10 protein-coding genes and 1 pseudogene are annotated in these 19,077 nt (G+C 71.5%); 3 read left to right on the top strand and 8 right to left on the bottom strand.

The window, feature by feature from the left end:
- Nucleotides 1–164 precede the first annotated feature (164 nt).
- Nucleotides 165–1,505: a D-arabinono-1,4-lactone oxidase gene (locus tag ACZ4S3_RS38440; RefSeq protein WP_467943224.1), complete on the top strand. Its 1,341-nt coding sequence runs from the start codon at nucleotides 165–167 to the stop codon at nucleotides 1,503–1,505.
- Between the two features lie 74 nt (nucleotides 1,506–1,579).
- On the opposite strand, the gene ACZ4S3_RS38435 is transcribed toward ACZ4S3_RS38440, so the two are convergent.
- Entirely contained in the window at nucleotides 1,580–2,767 is a 1,188-nt protein-coding gene (locus tag ACZ4S3_RS38435) for a hypothetical protein (protein ID WP_467943222.1), read from the bottom strand.
- Nucleotides 2,768–3,263: 496 nt separating this feature from the next.
- On the opposite strand from ACZ4S3_RS38435, the gene sepH reads away from it, so the two are divergent.
- Nucleotides 3,264–4,343, top strand: coding sequence for a septation protein SepH (gene sepH, locus ACZ4S3_RS38430; protein ID WP_467943221.1), 1,080 nt, complete (start codon nucleotides 3,264–3,266; stop codon nucleotides 4,341–4,343).
- An 88-nt stretch (nucleotides 4,344–4,431) separates the two neighbouring features.
- On the opposite strand, the gene ACZ4S3_RS38425 is transcribed toward sepH, so the two are convergent.
- Nucleotides 4,432–5,271 (bottom strand): sulfurtransferase, encoded by an 840-nt coding sequence (locus ACZ4S3_RS38425; RefSeq protein WP_467943220.1) that lies wholly within the window; start codon nucleotides 5,269–5,271, stop codon nucleotides 4,432–4,434.
- Nucleotides 5,272–5,521: 250 nt separating this feature from the next.
- Here ACZ4S3_RS38425 and ACZ4S3_RS38420 point away from each other — a divergent pair, with 250 nt between their 5' ends.
- Nucleotides 5,522–6,295 (top strand): VOC family protein, encoded by a 774-nt coding sequence (locus ACZ4S3_RS38420; protein WP_467943218.1) that lies wholly within the window; start codon nucleotides 5,522–5,524, stop codon nucleotides 6,293–6,295.
- A gap of 133 nt (nucleotides 6,296–6,428) precedes the next feature.
- Here the strand turns inward: ACZ4S3_RS38420 and ACZ4S3_RS38415 are convergent.
- From ACZ4S3_RS38415 to ACZ4S3_RS38390, 6 genes and pseudogenes are all read right to left on the bottom strand, one after another.
- A pseudogene (locus ACZ4S3_RS38415) lies at nucleotides 6,429–6,637 on the bottom strand (hypothetical protein); the annotation flags it as partial.
- Nucleotides 6,638–6,902: 265 nt separating this feature from the next.
- A complete protein-coding gene (locus ACZ4S3_RS38410; RefSeq protein WP_467943217.1) occupies nucleotides 6,903–8,021 on the bottom strand; it encodes a zinc-binding dehydrogenase in 1,119 nt (372 codons plus the stop codon).
- Nucleotides 8,018–8,830, bottom strand: coding sequence for a phytanoyl-CoA dioxygenase family protein (locus ACZ4S3_RS38405; protein WP_467943216.1), 813 nt, complete (start codon nucleotides 8,828–8,830; stop codon nucleotides 8,018–8,020). The genes ACZ4S3_RS38410 and ACZ4S3_RS38405 overlap by 4 nt, the downstream gene beginning before the upstream one ends.
- Before the next feature lie 60 nt (nucleotides 8,831–8,890).
- Nucleotides 8,891–9,628: an SDR family NAD(P)-dependent oxidoreductase gene (locus ACZ4S3_RS38400; RefSeq protein WP_467943214.1), complete on the bottom strand. Its 738-nt coding sequence runs from the start codon at nucleotides 9,626–9,628 to the stop codon at nucleotides 8,891–8,893.
- Nucleotides 9,625–11,301: an amidase gene (locus tag ACZ4S3_RS38395; protein WP_467943213.1), complete on the bottom strand. Its 1,677-nt coding sequence runs from the start codon at nucleotides 11,299–11,301 to the stop codon at nucleotides 9,625–9,627. The genes ACZ4S3_RS38400 and ACZ4S3_RS38395 overlap by 4 nt, the downstream gene beginning before the upstream one ends.
- Before the next feature lie 195 nt (nucleotides 11,302–11,496).
- On the bottom strand, nucleotides 11,497–19,077 hold a 7,581-nt coding region (locus ACZ4S3_RS38390), incomplete at its 5' end, for an amino acid adenylation domain-containing protein (RefSeq protein ID WP_467943211.1).

Here is a 19,077-nt window from a genome sequence, read left to right as displayed (position 1 = left end):
TTACCGCCGGTACGACATGTCCCGGAGCCGGGCGATTCCGGCCGATTCCTTGATCATGTGATTCCCGTCACCTCACCTGGAAGTCGCGTCGGTGACTGGCATCATGCGCTGACACCAACGGCGGCCGAACTCGGCCTGCCCGCGCGGAGGGAGGGGACGTCACCATGGCAGCCAGCAACGCCGTCGGCGGCTCGGGAGGGCGCGGTCCGGGTGGGCCGTGGCGCAACTGGGCGGGCAATGTCACCGCTCGTCCCGCCCGGACCGTGGCCCCGGCGAGTACCGAGGAAGTGGCGGCCGCCGTACGCGGCGCCGCCGCGGACGAGTTGACGGTGAAGGCGGCCGGCACCGGCCACTCGTTCACCGCGGCGGCCGCCACCGACGGGCTGCTGATCCGCCCCGAGCGGCTGACCGGCATACGCAAGGTGGACCGCGAGGCCGGGACGGTCACGGTGGCTGCCGGTACGCCCCTCAAGCACCTCAACGAGACGCTGGCCGCGCACGGACTGTCGCTGACCAACATGGGCGACATCATGGAGCAGACCGTCTCCGGGGCCACCAGCACCGGCACCCATGGCACCGGCCGCGACTCCGCCTCCATCGCCGCCCAGATCACCGCGCTCGAACTGGTCACCGCCGACGGTTCGGTGCTGGCCTGTTCCGCCAAGGAGAACCCGGAGATCTTCGCGGCGGCGCGACTGGGCCTGGGCGCACTGGGCGTGGTCACCGAGCTCACCTTCGCCGTGGAGCCGGAGTTCTTGCTGACCGCCCGCGAGGAGCCGATGCCCTTCGACGAGGTGACAGGCCGGTTCGACGAGCTGGTCGCCGAGAACGAGCACTTCGAGTTCTACTGGTTCCCGCACACCGGCAGCTGCAACACCAAGCGCAACAACCGCAGCCAGGGCCCGGCCGCGCCGCCCGGAAAGGTCAGCGGCTGGATTGAGGACGAGCTGCTGTCCAACGGCGTCTTCCAGGTCGCCTGTTCCGTCGGACGAGCGATTCCGGCCGCCATACCGGGCATCGCCAAGATCTCCAGCCGGGCGCTGTCGGCCCGTACCTACACCGACATCCCCTACAAGGTGTTCACCTCGCCACGGCGGGTGCGGTTCGTGGAGATGGAGTACGCGCTGCCCCGGGCGGTCGCCGTCGAGGCGCTGGGTGAACTCAAGACACTGGTGGAGCGCTCGGACTTCAGGGTGAGCTTCCCGGTGGAGGTGCGTACCGCCCCGGCCGACGACATCCCGCTGTCCACCGCCTCCGGCCGGGACACGGTGTACGTCGCCGTCCACATGTACCGCGGCACGCCGCACGAGGCGTACTTCGCGGCCGCCGAGCGGATCATGACGGCACACGGCGGCCGCCCGCACTGGGGGAAGCTGCACACCCGCGACGCCGGCTATCTGGCGGATGCGTATCCGCGGTTCGGCGAGTTCACCGCGCTGCGCGACCGGCTCGACCCCGAGCGCCGGTTCGCCAACAGCTATCTGCGGCGCGTACTGGGCGACTGACGGCGACGGCGACGAACGCGCGCCGGCACCCCGGCATGGGGCGCCGGGCGCGTTCGTCCGAGGCGCGCGCCGCGTCAGGAGGCGTTCGGCTGCGGAGCCTGCTGCTCGGCCGGGGGCGACTGCCCGCCCTGGTCCTGGCCGCCGGTCGAACCGTCGCCGCTGCCGGTATCGCTGCCACTCCCGGAGGAATGGCTCGGGGACGGCCCGGTGGACGGGGACGTCTCGGGGTCCGGGGAGGTCTTGCCCCCGTCGGACGGGGTCGGCGTCGGGGACGGCGAACCGCTGCCGGACTCGCTGCCACTGCCGGTCTTGTCGGAGCCGCTGGGGTCCGGGGTCGGCTCCCCGCTGCTGTTGCCGCCATGCGTGCCGTTGCCGGTGGAGCGGCCCGGGTCCGGCGTCCGGGGACCGCTGGGCCGATGGCCGCCCGAGCCGCCGATGCTGGTGAGATGCTGCAACGTGGTGCCCTTTTCGCCGCTCGGCGTGTGCCCGGCCATCAGCTCCGTACCAGTGAGGGCGCCCATGGCGAGCACAAAGACGGCGAGCGCGCCGAGGGCCGGCCGTTTCCAGCCGCGCAGCCGCGTGCCGTACGTCGCAGTGCCGATTTCCTCGGGCTGTCCGTCGTGCTCGGCCTTGTCGGCTCCGGGCAGTACGGCGGTGGCCGTGCCCGGAGCCGGCCGGCCCGGCGCCATGGTCCGGTCGTCCAGCCGCGGCACCAGCTGCGTCTTGTCGGTGGCCCGTCCGGCGCCCGCGGCATCGGCCGGGCGCAGCATCCGCGTCGCCTCGTGGGACCGCGGCGCGGGGTGCGCGCCCGCGGGGTCACGGCGGTATGCCTGGGCGGCCTGCGGAAGCAGGCGGGTGCGGTCCGTGCCGGGACCGGGGGTCCTGGCCGCGACGGCGGTGACGTCGTCCGGCGCGCCCTGCTTGTCGAAGGTCGGCAGCACCATCGTGCGCTGGGCACGGGCTGCCGCTCCGGTTGTGGATCGAGGGTGGGTGGAAGGAGAGCGGTGCGGCTTCGGCCTGGTCGTGACCGATGCTTCCTTGAGCTGCTCGCCGGTGCGCCGGAACAGATGCTGGAATATCGAGCCGCCGGTCGTGGCCACGACACTGACCACACCCGCGCCGATGATGGTTCCGTAGACGCCGAGCCGGCCCGCGAGGTAGGCGGCGACGGCCGCCGCGAGAGCACTGCCCGCGACCTGGGCGATGCTCAGGTCGATCCGCTTCTCCCTCTTCTTGATGTCGCTTTCGGTTTCTTCGTCCATCTCCAACCTTTGATAGCCCGTTCGATCCAGCTTGCATGGAGAAGTGACCTTTTGGCGAAGGAGATAGTTCCAATTCTGGAGATTCTGTGAATCTCCCCACCCGTGACAGCGGTAGAGAGATCGACAAGGCGACCCAACTCCGTTACCGCATCAGAACTTCAGCGGCGCGGCGGTCCACTTCAGTGGCCCAAATGGAGTACTGTGGCGAGCCCTGGCCCGGGATCCCGTCCGGCTGCCCGGATCCACGGGAGAGGCCCCGAAGACGGCACTCGACCCGGGGCGCCGTCGCTCGGCACGGGTGATCGGACACCGGGCAAGCGACATGGTCACCAAGCGTTGCGAAGTGGTAACCGTGTCATAACGGCGTTTGAGGGCGAAGCCTCGATACGCCGGGCAACTCGGCAATGTTGTGGCAGGCTGCACCCGGGCAGGCCACACTCGACTAGCGGAAGCAGCGACGCACGTGACGTCGGCAGGCACCACCCGGGAGGTCCCCATGCCCGAACTGCGTGTCGTGGCCGTCTCCAACGACGGCACACGGCTGGTGCTCAAAGCTGCGGACAGCACCGAGTACACGCTTCCGATCGACGAGCGGCTGCGCGCCGCGGTCCGCAACGACCGCGCACGCCTGGGCCAGATCGAGATCGAGGTCGAGAGCCACCTGCGTCCGCGGGACATCCAGGCGCGGATACGCGCCGGGTCCTCCGCGGAAGAGGTCGCCCAGCTCGCCGGCATCCCCGTCGACCGGGTGCGCCGCTTCGAGGGGCCGGTCCTGGCGGAGCGCGCCTTCATGGCCGAGCGGGCCCGCAAGACTCCCGTACGGCGTCCGGGCGAGAACACCGGGCCGCAGCTCGGCGAGGCGGTCGCGGAGCGGCTGCTGCTGCGCGGCGCCGACAAGGACAGCATCCAGTGGGACTCCTGGCGCCGCGACGACGGCACCTGGGAAGTACTGCTGGTCTACCGCGTCGCAACCGAGCCGCACTCCGCGAGCTGGACGTACGACCCGCCACGGCGACTCGTACAGGCCGTGGACGACGAGGCGCGGGCGCTGATCGGCGAGAACGACGACACCCCCGAGCCCAGCTTCCCCTTCGTACCCCGGATCGCGCGGCTGCCGCGCGACCGGCCGCTGGACCGTGCCCTGGACCGTCAGATGCCGGACCGCGGCGAGCGGGCCGAGCGGGCAGCGCAGTCGGGCGGCGAGGAGAGCGGGCCGCGGGCCCCGGAGGAAGCCGTCGCCGAGCGCGAACGCGAGCGGGACTCCTTGACCAGCCTGCTCGAGGCGGTGCCGAGCTTCCGCGGTGACATGGTCGTTCCGGAGGCCGTCAAGGCGCCGCAGAGCGAGGAGCCGGCTGAGGAAGAGCTGGAGGAGCCGGCCGCCCCGGCGGCGAGCGCGGGCGCGGGTTCCGCGTACGCCGATGTGCTGATGCCGCGGGCGGTGGCCGGGCACCGCGACCGGCTGACCGGGACGACGGACCGGCAGGCCGAGGCGGACGGCGTACGACCGGGCCGCCGGGCTGCGGTGCCGAGCTGGGACGAGATCGTCTTCGGCACCCGCCGCAAAAAGCCGGAGTAGCCCCGCGACAAGCGCGCCGCCCGCCCCCTGAAGTCTCGGAGGGCGGGCGGCGCGCTGTCAGAGCACCGTAGAGGAGCGGGCCGGTGGCTCAGCCCGGCTCGGGGCCGGTGGCCACCGGGCGGGACGGGTCGCCGGACCATTCGCTCCAGGAGCCGACGTAGAGCGCGGCGGGGATACCCGCCACCGCGAGGGCGAGCACTTCGTGGGCGGCGGAGACACCGGAGCCGCAGTAGACGCCGACCTCGGCGTCCTCCGTGGCGCCCAGCGACGCGAACCGCTTGGTCAGCTCCGACGCGTCGCGGAAGGTGGTGCCCCCTTCGGCGACGTTCTCGGTCGTCGGGGCGGACACGGCACCCGGGATATGGCCTGCGACGCGGTCGATGGGCTCCACCTCACCCCGGTAGCGCTCGGCGGCACGCGCGTCCAGGAGGACGCCCCGGCGCGCCAGAGAGGCCGCGTCGTCCGCCGTCAGCAGCGGCAGCGCCCCGGGGGCGGGGGCGAAGTCACCGACTCGCGGAGTCGGCTTGTCGACACTCATGGCTCCGCCGGACTCCCGCCATGCGGGGAGGCCGCCGTCGAGTACGCGGACATCGGGGTGACCCGACCAGCGCAGCAGCCACCAGGCGCGTGCGGCGGCCCAGCCCTGCCCGCCGTCGTAGACGACCACGGTGCGGTCCGCGCTGACACCGGCCGCCCGCATGGCGTCGCCGAAGAGGCCGAGATCGGGAAGCGGGTGGCGGCCGGCCGGGCCGGGGGCCGAGGCCAGCTCGTCGTCGAGGTCGACGTAGACCGCACCGGGCACATGCCCGGCCTCGTACTCCGGGCGACCGGGCGGACCGCCGAGCTGGTAACGGACATCGAGAAGCACCGGGGCGGCGGACCCCGCCAACTCGCTCGCGAGTTCGGTAGCGGTGATGATGGCATTCATGGGACTCATCCTTGCGTAGCGATGGCTACGCAGAGAAGGCGGGATCCCACCCTCCGTATGACGGAGTTACGCGAGTTGACGCCGTCGTCAAAACGGCTGCAAACCAGTAAAACGGGCATTCTCCCTCGCGAACGCGCCAAGGACGGCGCGGCCGGGGCGCACAGCAGGTCACAGGGTGCGAGCATCTTGCTCGGGACCCGCGCCCGTACCCCCATGGCCAGCACCCCGATGCTCCGAGGAGTAAGTGACGATGACGACCGAGGCAGCGACTCGGCGGATGCCCGGCGCGCCCTGCTGGGTGAGCCTCCTGGCACACAGCCTCTCCGCGACGCAGGAGTTCTACGGCGCGCTCTTCGGCTGGGAGTTCCGCCCGGGGCCGCAGCACTTCGGTCCGTACGCCCGCGCCTACCTCGACGGCCGGGAAGTGGCCGGGATCGGCGAGCTGGCACCCGGTCGGCATCTACCCGTCGCCTGGACCACCTATCTGGCGAGCGACGACGCGGATGCCACCGCCGAGCAGATCCGTTGCTGCGGCGGCACGGTGGGCGTCGGGCCGCTGGACGCGGACGACGCGGGGCGGATGGCGATCGGCTCCGACCCCCAAGGCGCGATCTTCGGCATCTGGCAGGGCAGGTCGATGATGGGCACCGCGGTCAGCGGCGAGCCGGGCACCCCGGTGTGGAACGAACTGGTCACCCAGGAGACCGGCGTCGTCGAGCCGTTTTACGAACGGGTCTTCGGCTTCGAGTCGGAAGCCGTGGGCCCGTCCGGCTTCGACTATCTGACGCTGCACATCAAGGGGCGTCCGGTGGCCGGGATTCACGGCGTGGGCAACGCCCCGCTGCGCGACCGGGGCCCGTACTGGATGACGTATTTCGCGGTCCCGGACACCGATGCCGCGGTGCGCCGGGTCACCGAACTGGGCGGGCGGGTACTGCGCCCGGCACAGGATTCCCCGCACGGCAGGCTGGCGACGGTCGCCGACACCGAAGGCGCTTCGTTCACGATCATCCAGAAGCGCTGACGGACCGCACCGGGGGCAGTCCAACGGGGCGCGTCGACCGGCAGGACTCCGGTGAGAGCGCGGCCGCGTGGGCGGCGGAGGTCCGCCGACGGCGGTGATGGCCCCGGCACAGCGCCTCGACCTGCAACACCTCGATGTGGGTGGAGAAGTCCATGCCGTCCGCGGCCTCGACGGCCTCGGTGACCAGGCCCAGGCGCGAGGGGACTTGCCGCGTCCGGCCCGGTCGTTGCGGCTGAATATCAGGCCCTGCAGCCCGCGCACCGAGCGGTTGTGCTCGATCTGCAGAGCGAAGGTCTTCTTGCTTGGGAATCCCCACGCACGCATGACACGGAAGTGCGCCATCCTGCGGGAGGTCCTCGGAGTGGCGGCCGGCGCATGGCCGTTGATGGCCGAGGGTTCATCTGCCATGGCTGGGACGGCGGGCAACTGAGGTGACAGCATTTCCGGGTCAGCCGTGACAGCCGTAGCCGTCAACACCTGCACCGGGTCCGGGAACTTCGGGCGGAGGGCGGAGGAGGTCAGCTGCGGCCGGCAGGTGCGATGGGCGTGGCCTTCCGGCGCGGAGCCGGAAGGTGCCCACGTACGGGGTGTTGCGGCGGGTCAGCTGTCAGCTCGCGAGGACCGCCTTGATCACCGCTGCTTCGCTGACGGCCGTCAGCGCTGTGGCGTGCTCGCTCAGCGGATACGACGTCACCAGGTCACGCAGTCCGAAGCGCGCGGTCAGTGCCGGGAGCAGCTTCACGTACTCGGCCAGGTGTGCTCCGGTGAAGGCCCAGGAGCCGACCACATCGAGCTGGCGGTACACGATCTGGTGCGGGTTGAGCGGGGTGTCACCCGCGTCGGTGTACTGGCCGATGATGAGATACGAGCCGCCCCTGCGTGCGAGCCGCAGGCCCTGCGCGACGGCGCCGGGCACGCCGGCGCACTCGATGACGAGGTCGGCCCCGTCTCCGCCGGCAGCCTCGCGTACCTGCTCCAGGACCTGGTGCGGATCGTCGGCTTCGGCGATGTTCAGGTGGACATCGCCGATGCCCGCCGCCGCCGCTGCCTCCAGCCGTCCTGCGGGCCCGCCGACGATGATCACCTTTGCCGCGCCCGCGAGCTGGCTCAGGGCCGCCGCCGCGAGCCCGACCGGGCCGCTGCCCTGTACGACGACGACCTCGCCGAGGCGGACCGGGCGCCGCTCGTACAGCGCGTGGACGGCGGTGGGGCCGGCGCAGGCCAGCGACATGGCGGCGAGCGGGTCGATGGCGTCGTCAAGACGCACGACGGTGGTGCCCGGACGCAGCGCGATGTGCTGTGCCCAGGCCCCGTTCAGGCCTGGACCGTCGTCCAGTGAGCGGTTGACTCCATACGTGCGGCGGTTCTGGCACAGGGTGGGCTCGCGGTGCTGCGTGCAGGGGACGCATCGGCCGCAGGCGATGGACGAGGCCCACATCACGGTGTCTCCGGGCCGCAGTGCAGCGCCGTTCGCGTCATGTGTGACCCCGTCGGCGAGCTCCCGTACGGTGCCCAGCCCCTCATGGCCGAGGACCAGGGGCGTGGGGATGGCCAGGTGGCCTTGCCGGAGGTGGAGGTCGGTGCCGCAGATCCCGCCGTAGGTGCAGTTCACGGTCATGCCGCCCTCGGGAGGTGACGGGATCGCGAACTCACGCAGAACCAGCGGTTTGCCGAACTCTTCCAGTACGACCGCGCAGCTCTGTGCGATATCACGGGTCTCGCTCATGCCGCCACCGCCCCGAGTTCGTCGAGGAAGGGGGAATCGAGGGTGCGCAGCGGATCGGCGTCACGGCACACGACGTACTCAGGGCGCGGCTCGCCCTCCCAGGAGGGCAGGTTCGCACAGTCGTTGTAGGTGGCGATGAGGAGCCGGCGCGGGAACGGCGACATATTCGGCGCGGAGCCATGCACGATCTCCGGCGAGAAGAGGACCACGGAGCCGGCCGGGCCCTTCGGGCTCACCATGCCGCTGTGCTGGGCGAGTTCGGCCAGCTGCTGCGGGGTGAGCGAGATGTCGTCGGGGTCGAGGTGCTGCGCCGACTTGGCGGACGCATCGCGGTCGTCGCGCACGAGCCCGGTGCGGTGCGAGCCGGGGAGATAGATGACGGGGCCGTTGAACTCGTCGACGTCGTCGAGGAACAGGCCGACATTGATCTGGCGCGGGGCCGGGAGGCGGTCGGCGATCCGCCAGGCGGCGTAGTCCTGGTGCCAGGACCACTTCTCGCCGCCGAAGGCAGGCTTGGCGTTGATCTTGAACTGGTAGACGTAGACGTCGTCCGTCAGGAGTTGCCTGGCCGGGGCCAGGATGCGCGGGTCCCGCATGAGCGCGGCGAACTCCGGCTGCCTGTGGTGTGAGGCGTAGACGGCGCGGGCCTCGTTGCGCCCCTCCTCCAGTATGAGCTGAGGGCCGGGTATTTCGCAGTCCCGTTGGAATGCCTCGCGCAGGCATGTGATTTCCCTCTGGTCCAGTAGAGACTCAAAGAACAAGAAACCGTTTTCGCGGTATTCATCGATCTGCGTCTGAGTCAGTTGCATTTCTTGTCGTTCCTCCACTTACTGGTTCTGCGGACCGGACGCCATCAGGTTCACCGGGGTTCACGCCATGAAGTGGCCGCCGTCCACGATCAGTTGTTGTCCGGTGATGTAGGAACTGCCGGCGGTGACCAGGAACTCCAGCGCCTGAGCGATGTCTGCGGTCGTGCCGATCCGGTCGCGCGGAATACTGCGGACGATCTCGTCCCGTTTCTCAGGCACGTCCAGGCCGTACCGTTCGGTCACTTCCGGGGTGTCCGTGAATCCGGGGATCAGGGCGTTGACCCGTACCGCCGGGGCGAGTTCCAGCGCCAGGCACTTGGTCAGCTGCAGCAGGCCCGCCTTGCTGGCGCAGTAGTTGGCGCCGTCGCGGCGGGGGCGGATCGCCGTCGTCGAGCCGACGTTGACGATCGTGCCGCGACCGGCGGACACCATGGCAGGGGCGAGGGCGCGGCACAGCCGGAAGGGGCCGGACAGGTTCGTGGCCAGTACCTCGTCCCAGTCCTCGTCGGTGAGCTCGGCGAAGGGCCGGTCCCTGTTGCGGCCCGCGTTGTTCACCAGCACCTCGGGGGCTCCGTGCTCGTCCAGGATGCGGCGGCAGCCTTCGCGTACCGACGCCGCGTCCGCCACGTCGAGGCGCACCGCTTCGATGGAGCCCGCGCCGGCTTCCTCCGCTTGTCGTGCCGCTTCCCGGTCGTTCCGGTAGAGGGCGATCACCCTGTGGCCCAGCGCGCCGAGCCGAAGGCTCAGCGCCAGTCCGATGCCGCGGGTGCCTCCGCTGACGACCGCTGTGGGCGTCACAGTCCGACGCTCGCCGGTGTGAAGCCCGGGGCACGCCGGACCGGGTGGGCGGTCTCGAAGGCGTGCGCGAAGCGGATCAGATCGGGTTCGCTCCACGCCGTGCCGGCGAAGGTGATACCCACCGGCAGCCCGTGGACGAAACCGGCGGGCACACTGATCGCCGGGTAGCCGGCGTAGCCCACGGCAAGGGCGCTGCCCATGATCTGCGGATCGCCGTTGACCAGGTCGATCTTCCAGGTCGGCGCACCGGTCGGCATCAGCAGCGCATCCACCCGGTGCTTCTTCAGCGCCGCGTCGATGCCCTCGTCCCTGGCCACCCGCCGGACCGTCGTCACCGCCTTCTTGTACGCGGCGTCCGATGGCTTGCCCGGGAAGGCGGCCAGGGTTTCCAGCATGCTCTGGCCGAAGTACTCCAACTCGGTGTCCGCATGGGCCTTGTTGTAGGCGATGAGCTCCGCCAGGCTGCGCGGATGCGTGCCCGGTGTCCGGGCCAGATAGTGCTCGCTGTCGTTCTTCATCTCGGTCATCTGGAGGGTGAGCGCCTCCTGGAAGTCCGTCATCATCCGCTGGGCAGTGGGGATGTCGGCATGGTCGACGACCACCGCGCCGGCGTCCTTGAGCACCTCGATGGCCTGTGCCAGCACCTTGTCCGCGTGGGCGCTGTAGCCGGCGAAGACCTCCCTGACGACGCCGATTCGGGCGCCGCGCAGACCGCCCGGCTTGAGGAAGGGGGTGTAGTCCCGGTGGAAGTGGCCCTCGCTCGCTGTGGTGGCCGCATCGGTGGGGTCGGTCCCCGTGAGTACGCCCAGCAGCAGCGCCGCGTCCGCCACGGTGCGGCACAGCGGCCCGATCGTGTCGAAGCTACGGGCACCGGGGAACATGCCGGTGCGGCTGACCAGCCCGGTTGTGGGCCGGATGCCGACCACGCCGTTGGCGCCCGCGGGACCCAGGATCGAGCCGATGGTCTCGGTCCCGATGGCTCCCGCGCACAGGCCGGCCGCAGTGGCCGCCGCGGGGCCCGAACTGGAGCCGTTCGGCGAGCGGTCGAGCTTGTACGGGTTGCGGGTCTGGCCACCCCGCGGGCTGTAGCCGCTCGACGAACTGACCAGCGAGGTCAAGTTGCCCTTGCCGAGCGGAACGGCGCCGGCCGCACGCAGCCGGGCGACGACCGTGGCGTCCTGCGCGGGCCGGACGCCCAGCAGTGCGCGCATGCCGTTGCTGGTGTGCATCTTGTCCGCGGTGCCTATGTTGTCCTTGATCAACAGCGGGATGCCGTGCAGCGGTCCGCGGATCTTGCCCGCGCGGCGTTCGGCGTCCAGGGTGGCGGCGAGTGCGAGGGCGTCCGGGTTGGTCTCCAGGACAGCGTGCAGGGCCGGGCCCCGGTGGTTCAGTTCGGCGATCCGGTCCAGGTAGAACCGTGTCAGCTCCACCGAGGTGAGCTTCCCGTCGGCCAACCGGTCCCGCAGCTCGGTGAGGCTCGCCTCGTTCAGACCGCCGCGCTTGCCGGTCGCGGCGGCGGGCCGGACGGGCGGGTGCCCACCAGGTGCGTCGGCGGCCCGAGTACGGGGCGCGGACAGACTCAGCAGAGCGGGGGCGGCGGCCGCGGCTGCGCCAAGCCCGAGAAGCCTGCGGCGGCGCATGTCGGCTGTGTCGGAAAGGGGTGTCCCGTCCATGGTCTCGCTCTCCGGATCGGGTATCAGCAGGTTGCCAGGACCGTATGAGGGCACGGTTTTCTTTCGTTATCGGGTTGCTCGCCCACGGGCCGTTCGCCCGTCTCGGGCGGGCGAACGGCGGCCAAGTCGGCTGCCGGGGCCACGGGTTGTCCTACCGCCCTACGGAGGGGCGGGCGGTAGGACAGTGGACCGGGGCTACTTGCCGCGGGCGGCGTCCAGCATCCGAAGCCGCTCGGCGAGCACCGCACCGACCGTGTGCAGGGCCTCGCCCTCCAGCAGGTCGTCGTGTGTGGCGGCGACCGGGCGGTAGATGACCTCACCGTCCGTGAGGCGCTGCCATGCCTCGGGCATCGTGGCGTGGTCCGGGCGCCCGACGGTCGTGGTGACCAGCAGCAGATCGCCCTTGAACACCTGCGGCTCGTACCGGCTGGTGTTCCCGACCGCGACGATCATCGCGTCCAGCAGCCGGGAGAGCTGCTCCTCGGTCATGTCGTCCGGCAGGCTGGGCCGGAGCGAGTCGATCACGTCCCTGCGCATCCGCGCCGTGTCTGCCGGCCCGCCGTTGCCCCCGCTCAGATCCGCGTGGAACCGGGCGAGGATCCGGCCGCCGGTGAGCGGTTCGGGGTCGACGTCTCCACCGGGGTAGGCGTCGAGCACGGCCACCAGCTCCACCTCCTCGCCCCGCTCCTGGAGGAGGGTGGCGAGTGCCTGGGCGATGTTGCCGCCCAGCGAGTAGCCCAGCAGCCGGTAGGGACCGACGGGCTGTACCTGCTGGATCCGTGTGGCGTACTCCTCGATCATCTGCGGGAAGCTGACCGGCAGTTCGCTCGTACCGTTCAGCCCCGGGCTCTGCAGACCGTAGAGCGGGTAGGTGGGGTCCAGCTCCTTGAGCAGGCCGGTGTAGCACCAGCTCAGCGGAACGGTGGGGTGCGCGCAGAACAGCGGCGTACGGCCACCGGCGGGCCGCAGCGGCAGCAGTACGTCCAGTCCGTCGCCCCGGGCCCCACGGCCGTCGGGCCCGCTGCCGCCGTCCCCGGTGCCGATCCCCGCGGCGAGCGCGGCGACGGTGGGCGCGGCGAACAGGTCCCGGACGCCGAAGTCCGCGCCGAACGCCGTGCGCACCCGGCCGGCGAGCTGCGCGGCCAGCAACGAATGCCCGCCCAGATCGAAGAAGTTGTCATCGATCCCGATCCGCTCCACGCCGAGGGCCTCCGCGAAGAGCGCACACAGCGTCTCCTCCCGCGCGGTACGCGGACCGCGGCCGTCCTCGGTGCCGCTGACGCGCGGTGCGGGCAGTCTCGCCCGGTCCAGCTTGGCGTTGGGCGTCAGCGGCAGGGCGTCGAGGACGACGAAGGCGGACGGCAGCATGTACTCCGGCAGCGCTTCGGCAGCCCGCTCCCTCAGTTCGGCGACGTCCAGGCCGCCCTCACCGGCATCCGGGCCGCCTGCATGGCCCGTACCCGCCGGCTCCGGCACGACGTAGGCGGTGATCCGCTTGTCTCCGGGACGGTCCTCCCGCACGATGACCACGGCCCGGCCGACGGCCGGGTGCGCGAGCAGGACGTTCTCGATCTCGCCCAGCTCGATGCGCAAACCGCGCACCTTGACCTGGTTGTCGACGCGGCCGACGAACTCCAACTGGCCGTCGTGCCGGCGCCGCACGAGGTCACCGGTGCGGTACATCCGCTCGCCGGTGGCGCTGTACGGATCGGCGACGAACCGGCCGGCGGTCAGCGTCGGGCGGCCCAGGTAACCGCGGGCCAGCCCCCGGCCGGCGAGGTACAGCTCACCGGTTACGCCCGCCGGGACGGGCTGCAGCAGGTCGTCGAGAACGTACAACCGGGTGTTGAAGACCGGCCGGCCGATGGGCGTCCGGCCCGAGCCCTCGTGCGGGTCGCAGACCGCGTAGCAGCTGTCCACGGTCGCCTCGGTCGGGCCGTACGCGTTGACCATCCGCCGCCCCTGCGACCAGTACGCGACGACATCCGGCGGGCACGCCTCTGCGCCGACCATCAGCGAGGCGAGCTGCGGAAGGTCCCGGCGTGGCATGCCCGTGAGCAGCGCCGGGGGTACATGGGCGTGGGTGATGGCCCGGTCGGCCAGGAAGCCGGCCAGCTCCTCCCCGGCCGGCTGCTCGGCGGGCATGACCAGACAGGCGCCGGACAGCAGGCCCATGGACAGCTCCGCCACGGAGACATCGAAACTCGGCGACACCAGCTGGGAGACCCGGCAGCCCGGGCCGGCGCCCAGCCGTTCGGTCTGGTGGGCCGACAGGTTGGCCAGTCCCCGGTGGGCGACGACGACGCCCTTGGGCCGGCCGGTGGAGCCGGAGGTGTAGATCGTATAGGCCGGGTGGTCCGGCAGCAGTCCAGTGGTGCGGTCGCCGTCCGAAGGATCGTGGTCGGGGCCGGGGCCGGGTACGAGGTCCGCCACCATGAGCACCGGCGCGCCGGTCCGGGGCAGCCTGCCCGCCGCCCGGTCGCTGGTCAGTACCAGGGCGGGCCGGGCGTCGTCCAGCATGTGCGCGATGCGGTCGGCGGGGTAGTCCGGGTCGACGGGCAGGTAGGCGGCGCCCGTCTTGAGGACCGCGAGAATCGCGACGACCAGGTCGACGGAGCGGGGCAGGGCGAGCGCCACGATCCGCTCCGGGCCGACACCGCGCCCGATCAGGTGGTGCGCCAGCCGGTTCGCCCGCGCATTCAGCTCCCCGTAGGACAGCGTGTCGTCCTCGAACTCCAGCGCCGGAGCCCCGGGGTCCCGCGCCACCTGGGCCTGGAACAGCTCCGGGAACGTCGCCGGCGGGACGTCGTGCGCGGTGTCGTTCCAGCCGGTGAGCAGTCGCTCGCGCTCCTCGGCGCCGAGCACGTCCAGCTCCCCGATCGGCCGGGCCGCATCCGCTACGACCGCGCGCAGCAGCCGCTCCAGCCGCCCGGCGAGTTCCTGCGCCGTCCGCCTCTCGAAGAGATCCGTGGCGAACTCCACGACGCCGTGCAGCCCGTCGGGCTTTCCGTCATCGCCCACCCGCTCGGCGAGATTGAACGCCAGATCAACCTTGGCCACGCCCGTGCCGACGGTCAGGTCCTCGACCGTCAGCCCAGGCATCTCCACCTCACCGGCAGCCGTCTCGTCCAGCCCCAACGCCACCTGGAAAACGGGGTGATGGGCCAGTGAGCGGACCGGGTTGGCGAGCTCCACGAGCCGTTCGAAGGGCACGTCCTGGTGGGCGTAGGCGGCCAGGACCGCCTCCCGTACCCGCTCCAGCAGTTCGGCGAAGGTCGGATTGCCGGAGGTATCGGTGCGCAGCACAAGCGTGTTGACGAAGAACCCGACCAGGTCGTCGAGCGCTTCGTCGGTCCGGCCCGCGGTGGCCGTGCCCAGGGGGATGTCGGTGCCGGCGCCGAGGCGGGTCAGCAGGGTGGCCAGGGCGGCCTGGAGCACCATGAAGACGCTCACCCGGTGCTCGCGTGCCAGCCGCGCGATGTCATGGTGCAGCGCGACGTCCCAGGCGAACTCCACGGTCCCGCCCTGGTGGCCGGCGATGGCGGGCCGGGGCCGGTCGGTGGGCAGCTCGAGCTGGTCGGGCAGACCGGCCAGGGCGTCCTTCCAGTAGGCGACCTGGCCGGCGATCACCGACTCCGGGTCGCTCTCGTCACCCAGGACATCGCGCTGCCACAGGGTGTAGTCGGCGTACTGCACCGGCAGCGGAGCCCACACAGGCGCCCGGCCCGCGCGGCGCGCCGTGTACGCGACGGACAGATCGCGGGCCAGCGGGCTCACCGAAGCTCCGTCACCGGCGATGTGATGGATCAGCACCAGCAGCGTGTGCTCGTCCGGCGCCGTCTCGAACAGCCATGCCCGCAACGGGATTTCGCGCGTCAGATCGAAAGCGTAGCGAGCCGCCTCGGCGACAGCCGGCGTCAGCTCGTCCGGGGTGAGGCGGGCGCACTCGACGGTGGGCCGCCCCGCCGCGCCGTACCGGATGAGCTGGTAGGGGGTGCCTTCGTCGTGCGGGAAGACGGTGCGCAGGCTCTCGTGCCGTCCGGTCAGGTCGGCCAGCGCCGAACGCAGCGCCGGTACGTCGAGCGTGCCGGTCAGCCGCAGCAGGAGCGGCACGTTGTAAGTGGGACTGGGGCCCTCCAGCTGGTGCAGGAACCACAGGCGGCGCTGGGCGAACGACAGCGGTATACGCTCCGGCCGGTCCATCGGGGCCGGGCCGGAGCGCCCCAGCGCGGCGTCGGCCTGGCGGTCGGACACCCCCGCGACCGTCGGCGCCTCGAACAGGTCCCGGACGGTCAGTTCGATGTCGAAGGTGGTGCGGATGCGGCTGATCAGTCGCATGGCGAGCAGGGAGTGCCCGCCGAGGTCGAAGAAGTTGTCGTCGATCCCGACGTGTTCGACGCCGAGGATCTCCGCGAAGATGCCGCACAGCACCTCCTCCTGTGGCGTGCGCGGTCCCCTGCCGTCCGGCGCCGCGGCGGTCTCGGGGGCCGGGAGCGCGGCGTGGTCGAGCTTGCCGTTCGGGGTGAGCGGCAGCGTGTCCAGCACTACGAACGCGGAAGGCAGCATGTAGCCGGGCAGCGCCTCCTCGGCGTGCACCCGCAGCTGCGCGGTGTCCGGCGCCGGGCGGCCGTCCGCGGCCGTGAGGTAGGCGGTGATCCGCTTGTCGCCCGGCCGGTCCTCGCGGACGATGACCGCGCTCCGGCCGACCGAGGGGTGCGCGGCGACCACGGCTTCGATCTCCCCCAGCTCGATGCGGTAGCCGCGGACCTTGACCTGGTTGTCGACGCGGCTGACGAACTCCAGCCGGCCGTCGGTGCGCCACTTGGCGAGGTCGCCGGTGCGGTACATCCGCGTGCCGGAGGCCGCGAACGGGTTGGCGACGAATCGGCCGGCGGTCTGGCCGGGACGGTTCAGGTAGCCGCGGGCGAGGAGTTCACCGGCGATGTAGAGCTCACCGGTCACCCCGGCGGGCACCGGCCGCAGCCGGGCGTCCAGGACGTACATCTGGGTGTTCCAGATCGGCCGGCCGATGGTGACGACGCCGGCCGGCGCGCTCGCACCCGGTGCGATCCGGAACTCCGTGCAGCCGACGGTGGTTTCGGTCGGCCCGTACTCGTTGATGACCGTGACACCGGGGTGCCGCTGCCGCCATTCGTCCAGGATCTCGCCGAGGAGCGACTCACCTCCCAGGACGAGCTGGCCGGTGGGTGAGAACCGCTCGGGCAGGGCCATCAGCAGCCCCAGGTGGGAGGGCGTCGCCTTGACGAACGTGGGGCGCTCGGGCAGTTCATCGGCCGACTCCTCGGTCAGCTCGATGAGCTGTACGCAGCCGCCCGCCGTCAGCGGCCCGAACAGGCCGGTCACGGTCAGGTCGAAAGACACCGGCGAGTGCACCAGCGCCCGGCCACCCACCGCCCCGTAGGCGCTGCGCGCCCACGCCAGATAGACGTTCAGCGACCGGTGTTCGACGACCACGCCCTTGGGGCGGCCCGTCGAGCCCGAGGTGTAGATCACGAACGCCGGGTTCGTCATGGCCGCCGGCGCCAGGCGGTCCGCGTCCACCGGGTCGCGCTCCGGCAGCGCGGCCAGAGCCCCGGCCGTCCCCGGCACGTCCATCACGGGTACCTCGGTCCGCGGCAGCGTCCGCGCGATCTCCGCGTCGCTCAGGACGAGCACGGGCCGGGCGTCGCCGAGCATGTACGTGATGCGGTCGGCGGGGTAGTCCGGGTCGACGGGCAGGTAGGCGGCGCCCGTCTTGAGGACCGCGAGAATCGCGACGACCAGGTCGACGGAGCGGGGCAGGGCGAGCGCCACGATCCGCTCCGGGCCGACACCGCGCCCGATCAGGTGGTGCGCCAGCCGGTTCGCCCGCGCATTCAGCTCCGCGTACGACAGCTGTGCCCGGTCGTGTGCGACCGCCACCGCGTCCGGTGTCCGTGCCACCTGCGCCTGGAACAGCTCCGGCAGCGTCGCCACCGGGACGTCGTGCGCGGTGTCGTTCCAGCCGGTGAGCAGCCGCTCGCGCTCCTCGGCCCCGAGCACGTCCAGCTCCCCGATCGGCCGGGCCGCATCCGCCACGACCGCGCGCAGCAGCCGCTCCAGCCGCCCGGCGACAGCCCGCGCGGTGTCCCGTTCGAAGAGGTCCGTCGCGAACTCCACCGATCCGCACAGCCCGGCGGGCAGCCCCTCGTCGGTCAGTTGCTCCTCGACCGCGAAGGACAGGTCGAACTTCGCCGCCACGGCGGCCAGGCTGTGGTCCCGGGCCTCGATGCCCGGAAGGCCGGCCTCGATGTCCTCGCTGTTCTGGAAGGTCAGGATGACCTGGAACAGCGGATGGTGGGAGAGCGAACGGGCCGGGTTGACGATCTCCACGAGCCGTTCGAAGGGCACGTCCTGATGGGCGTAGGCCGCCAGGTCCGTCTCCCGTACCCGGCCGAGGAGTTCGGCGAAGGTGGGGTCGCCGGAGGTGTCGGTGCGCAGCACGAGCGTGTTGACGAAGAAGCCGACCAGGTTCTCCATGGCGTCGTCGGTGCGCCCGGCAATCGGCGAGCCGATGGGGATGTCGGTGCCCGCGCCCAGCCGGGTCAGCAGTGCGGCGATACCCGCCTGCACGACCATGAACAGGCTCGCCTGATGCTGCCGGGACAGCCGCACCAGCCCCTCGTGGAGGTCCGCGTCCCACTGGAAGGCGACGCTGTCGCCCTGGTGGCCGGCGATGGCGGGCCGGGGCCGGTCGGTGGGCAGCTCGAGCTGGTCGGGCAGGCCGGCCAGGGCGTCCTTCCAGTAGGCGACCTGGCCGGCGATCACCGACTCCGGGGCGCTCTCGTCACCCAGGACATCGCGCTGCCACAGGGTGTAGTCGGCGTACTGCACCGGCAGCGGAGCCCACACAGGCGCCTGGCCGACGCGGCGCGCCCGGTAGGCCGCCGAAAGGTCGTGCAGGAGCGGGCCGATGGACGCGCCGTCGCTCGCGATGTGATGGGCCAGCAGCAGCAGGAGGTGGTCGTCCTCGGCCAGCGTGAACACATGAGCCCGCAGGGGCACTTCGTCCGTCAGGTCGAAGGGCCGGCCCATCGCCTCCCGCACCGCCGCGTCCAGACCGTCCTCGTCGGCATCGACGACCTCGACCACCGGGTGGGCCGCGGCGCCCTCCAGCACCTGCTGGTACGGCGTGCCGTCGGCCTCCGGGAAGATCGTCCGCAGACTCTCATGGCGCTCCGTGAGGTCAGCGACTGCGGTACGCAGCGCCGCGATGTCGAGCGCGCCGGAGAGCCGCAGCGCCATCGGCACGTTGTAGGTCGCGCTGGGCCCCTCGAGCTTGTGCAGGAACCACAGGCGGCGCTGGGCGAACGACAGCGGCACCCGCTCGGGCCGCTCGACCGCCCGGGTCAGCGCGGGCCGCGCTCCCGCCACCGCGTCCAGACGCGCGGCGAGCTGCGCCACCGTCGGCGCCTCGAACAGGTCCCGCACGGACAGCTCCACGTCGAACGTGGCCCTAACCCGGCTGATCAGACGCATCGCCAGCAGCGAATGCCCACCCAGATCGAAGAAATTGTCGTCGACCCCAGCACGGTCAACACCCAAAACCCCGGCGAAGACCCCACACAAGATCTCCTCACGCGCCGTGCGCGGCCCCCGACCACCCACACCCGCACTGAACTCCGGCGCAGGCAACGCACCGGCATCAACCTTGCCGTTCGGCGTCAACGGCAACACAGCGAGCATCACGAACGCCGCAGGAATCATGTACTCCGGAAGCGACTCCGCCAACCCCGC

This window comes from Streptomyces sp. NPDC028368 (assembly GCF_055565615.1).
This window is presented reverse-complemented; position numbering and strand designations above follow the sequence as displayed.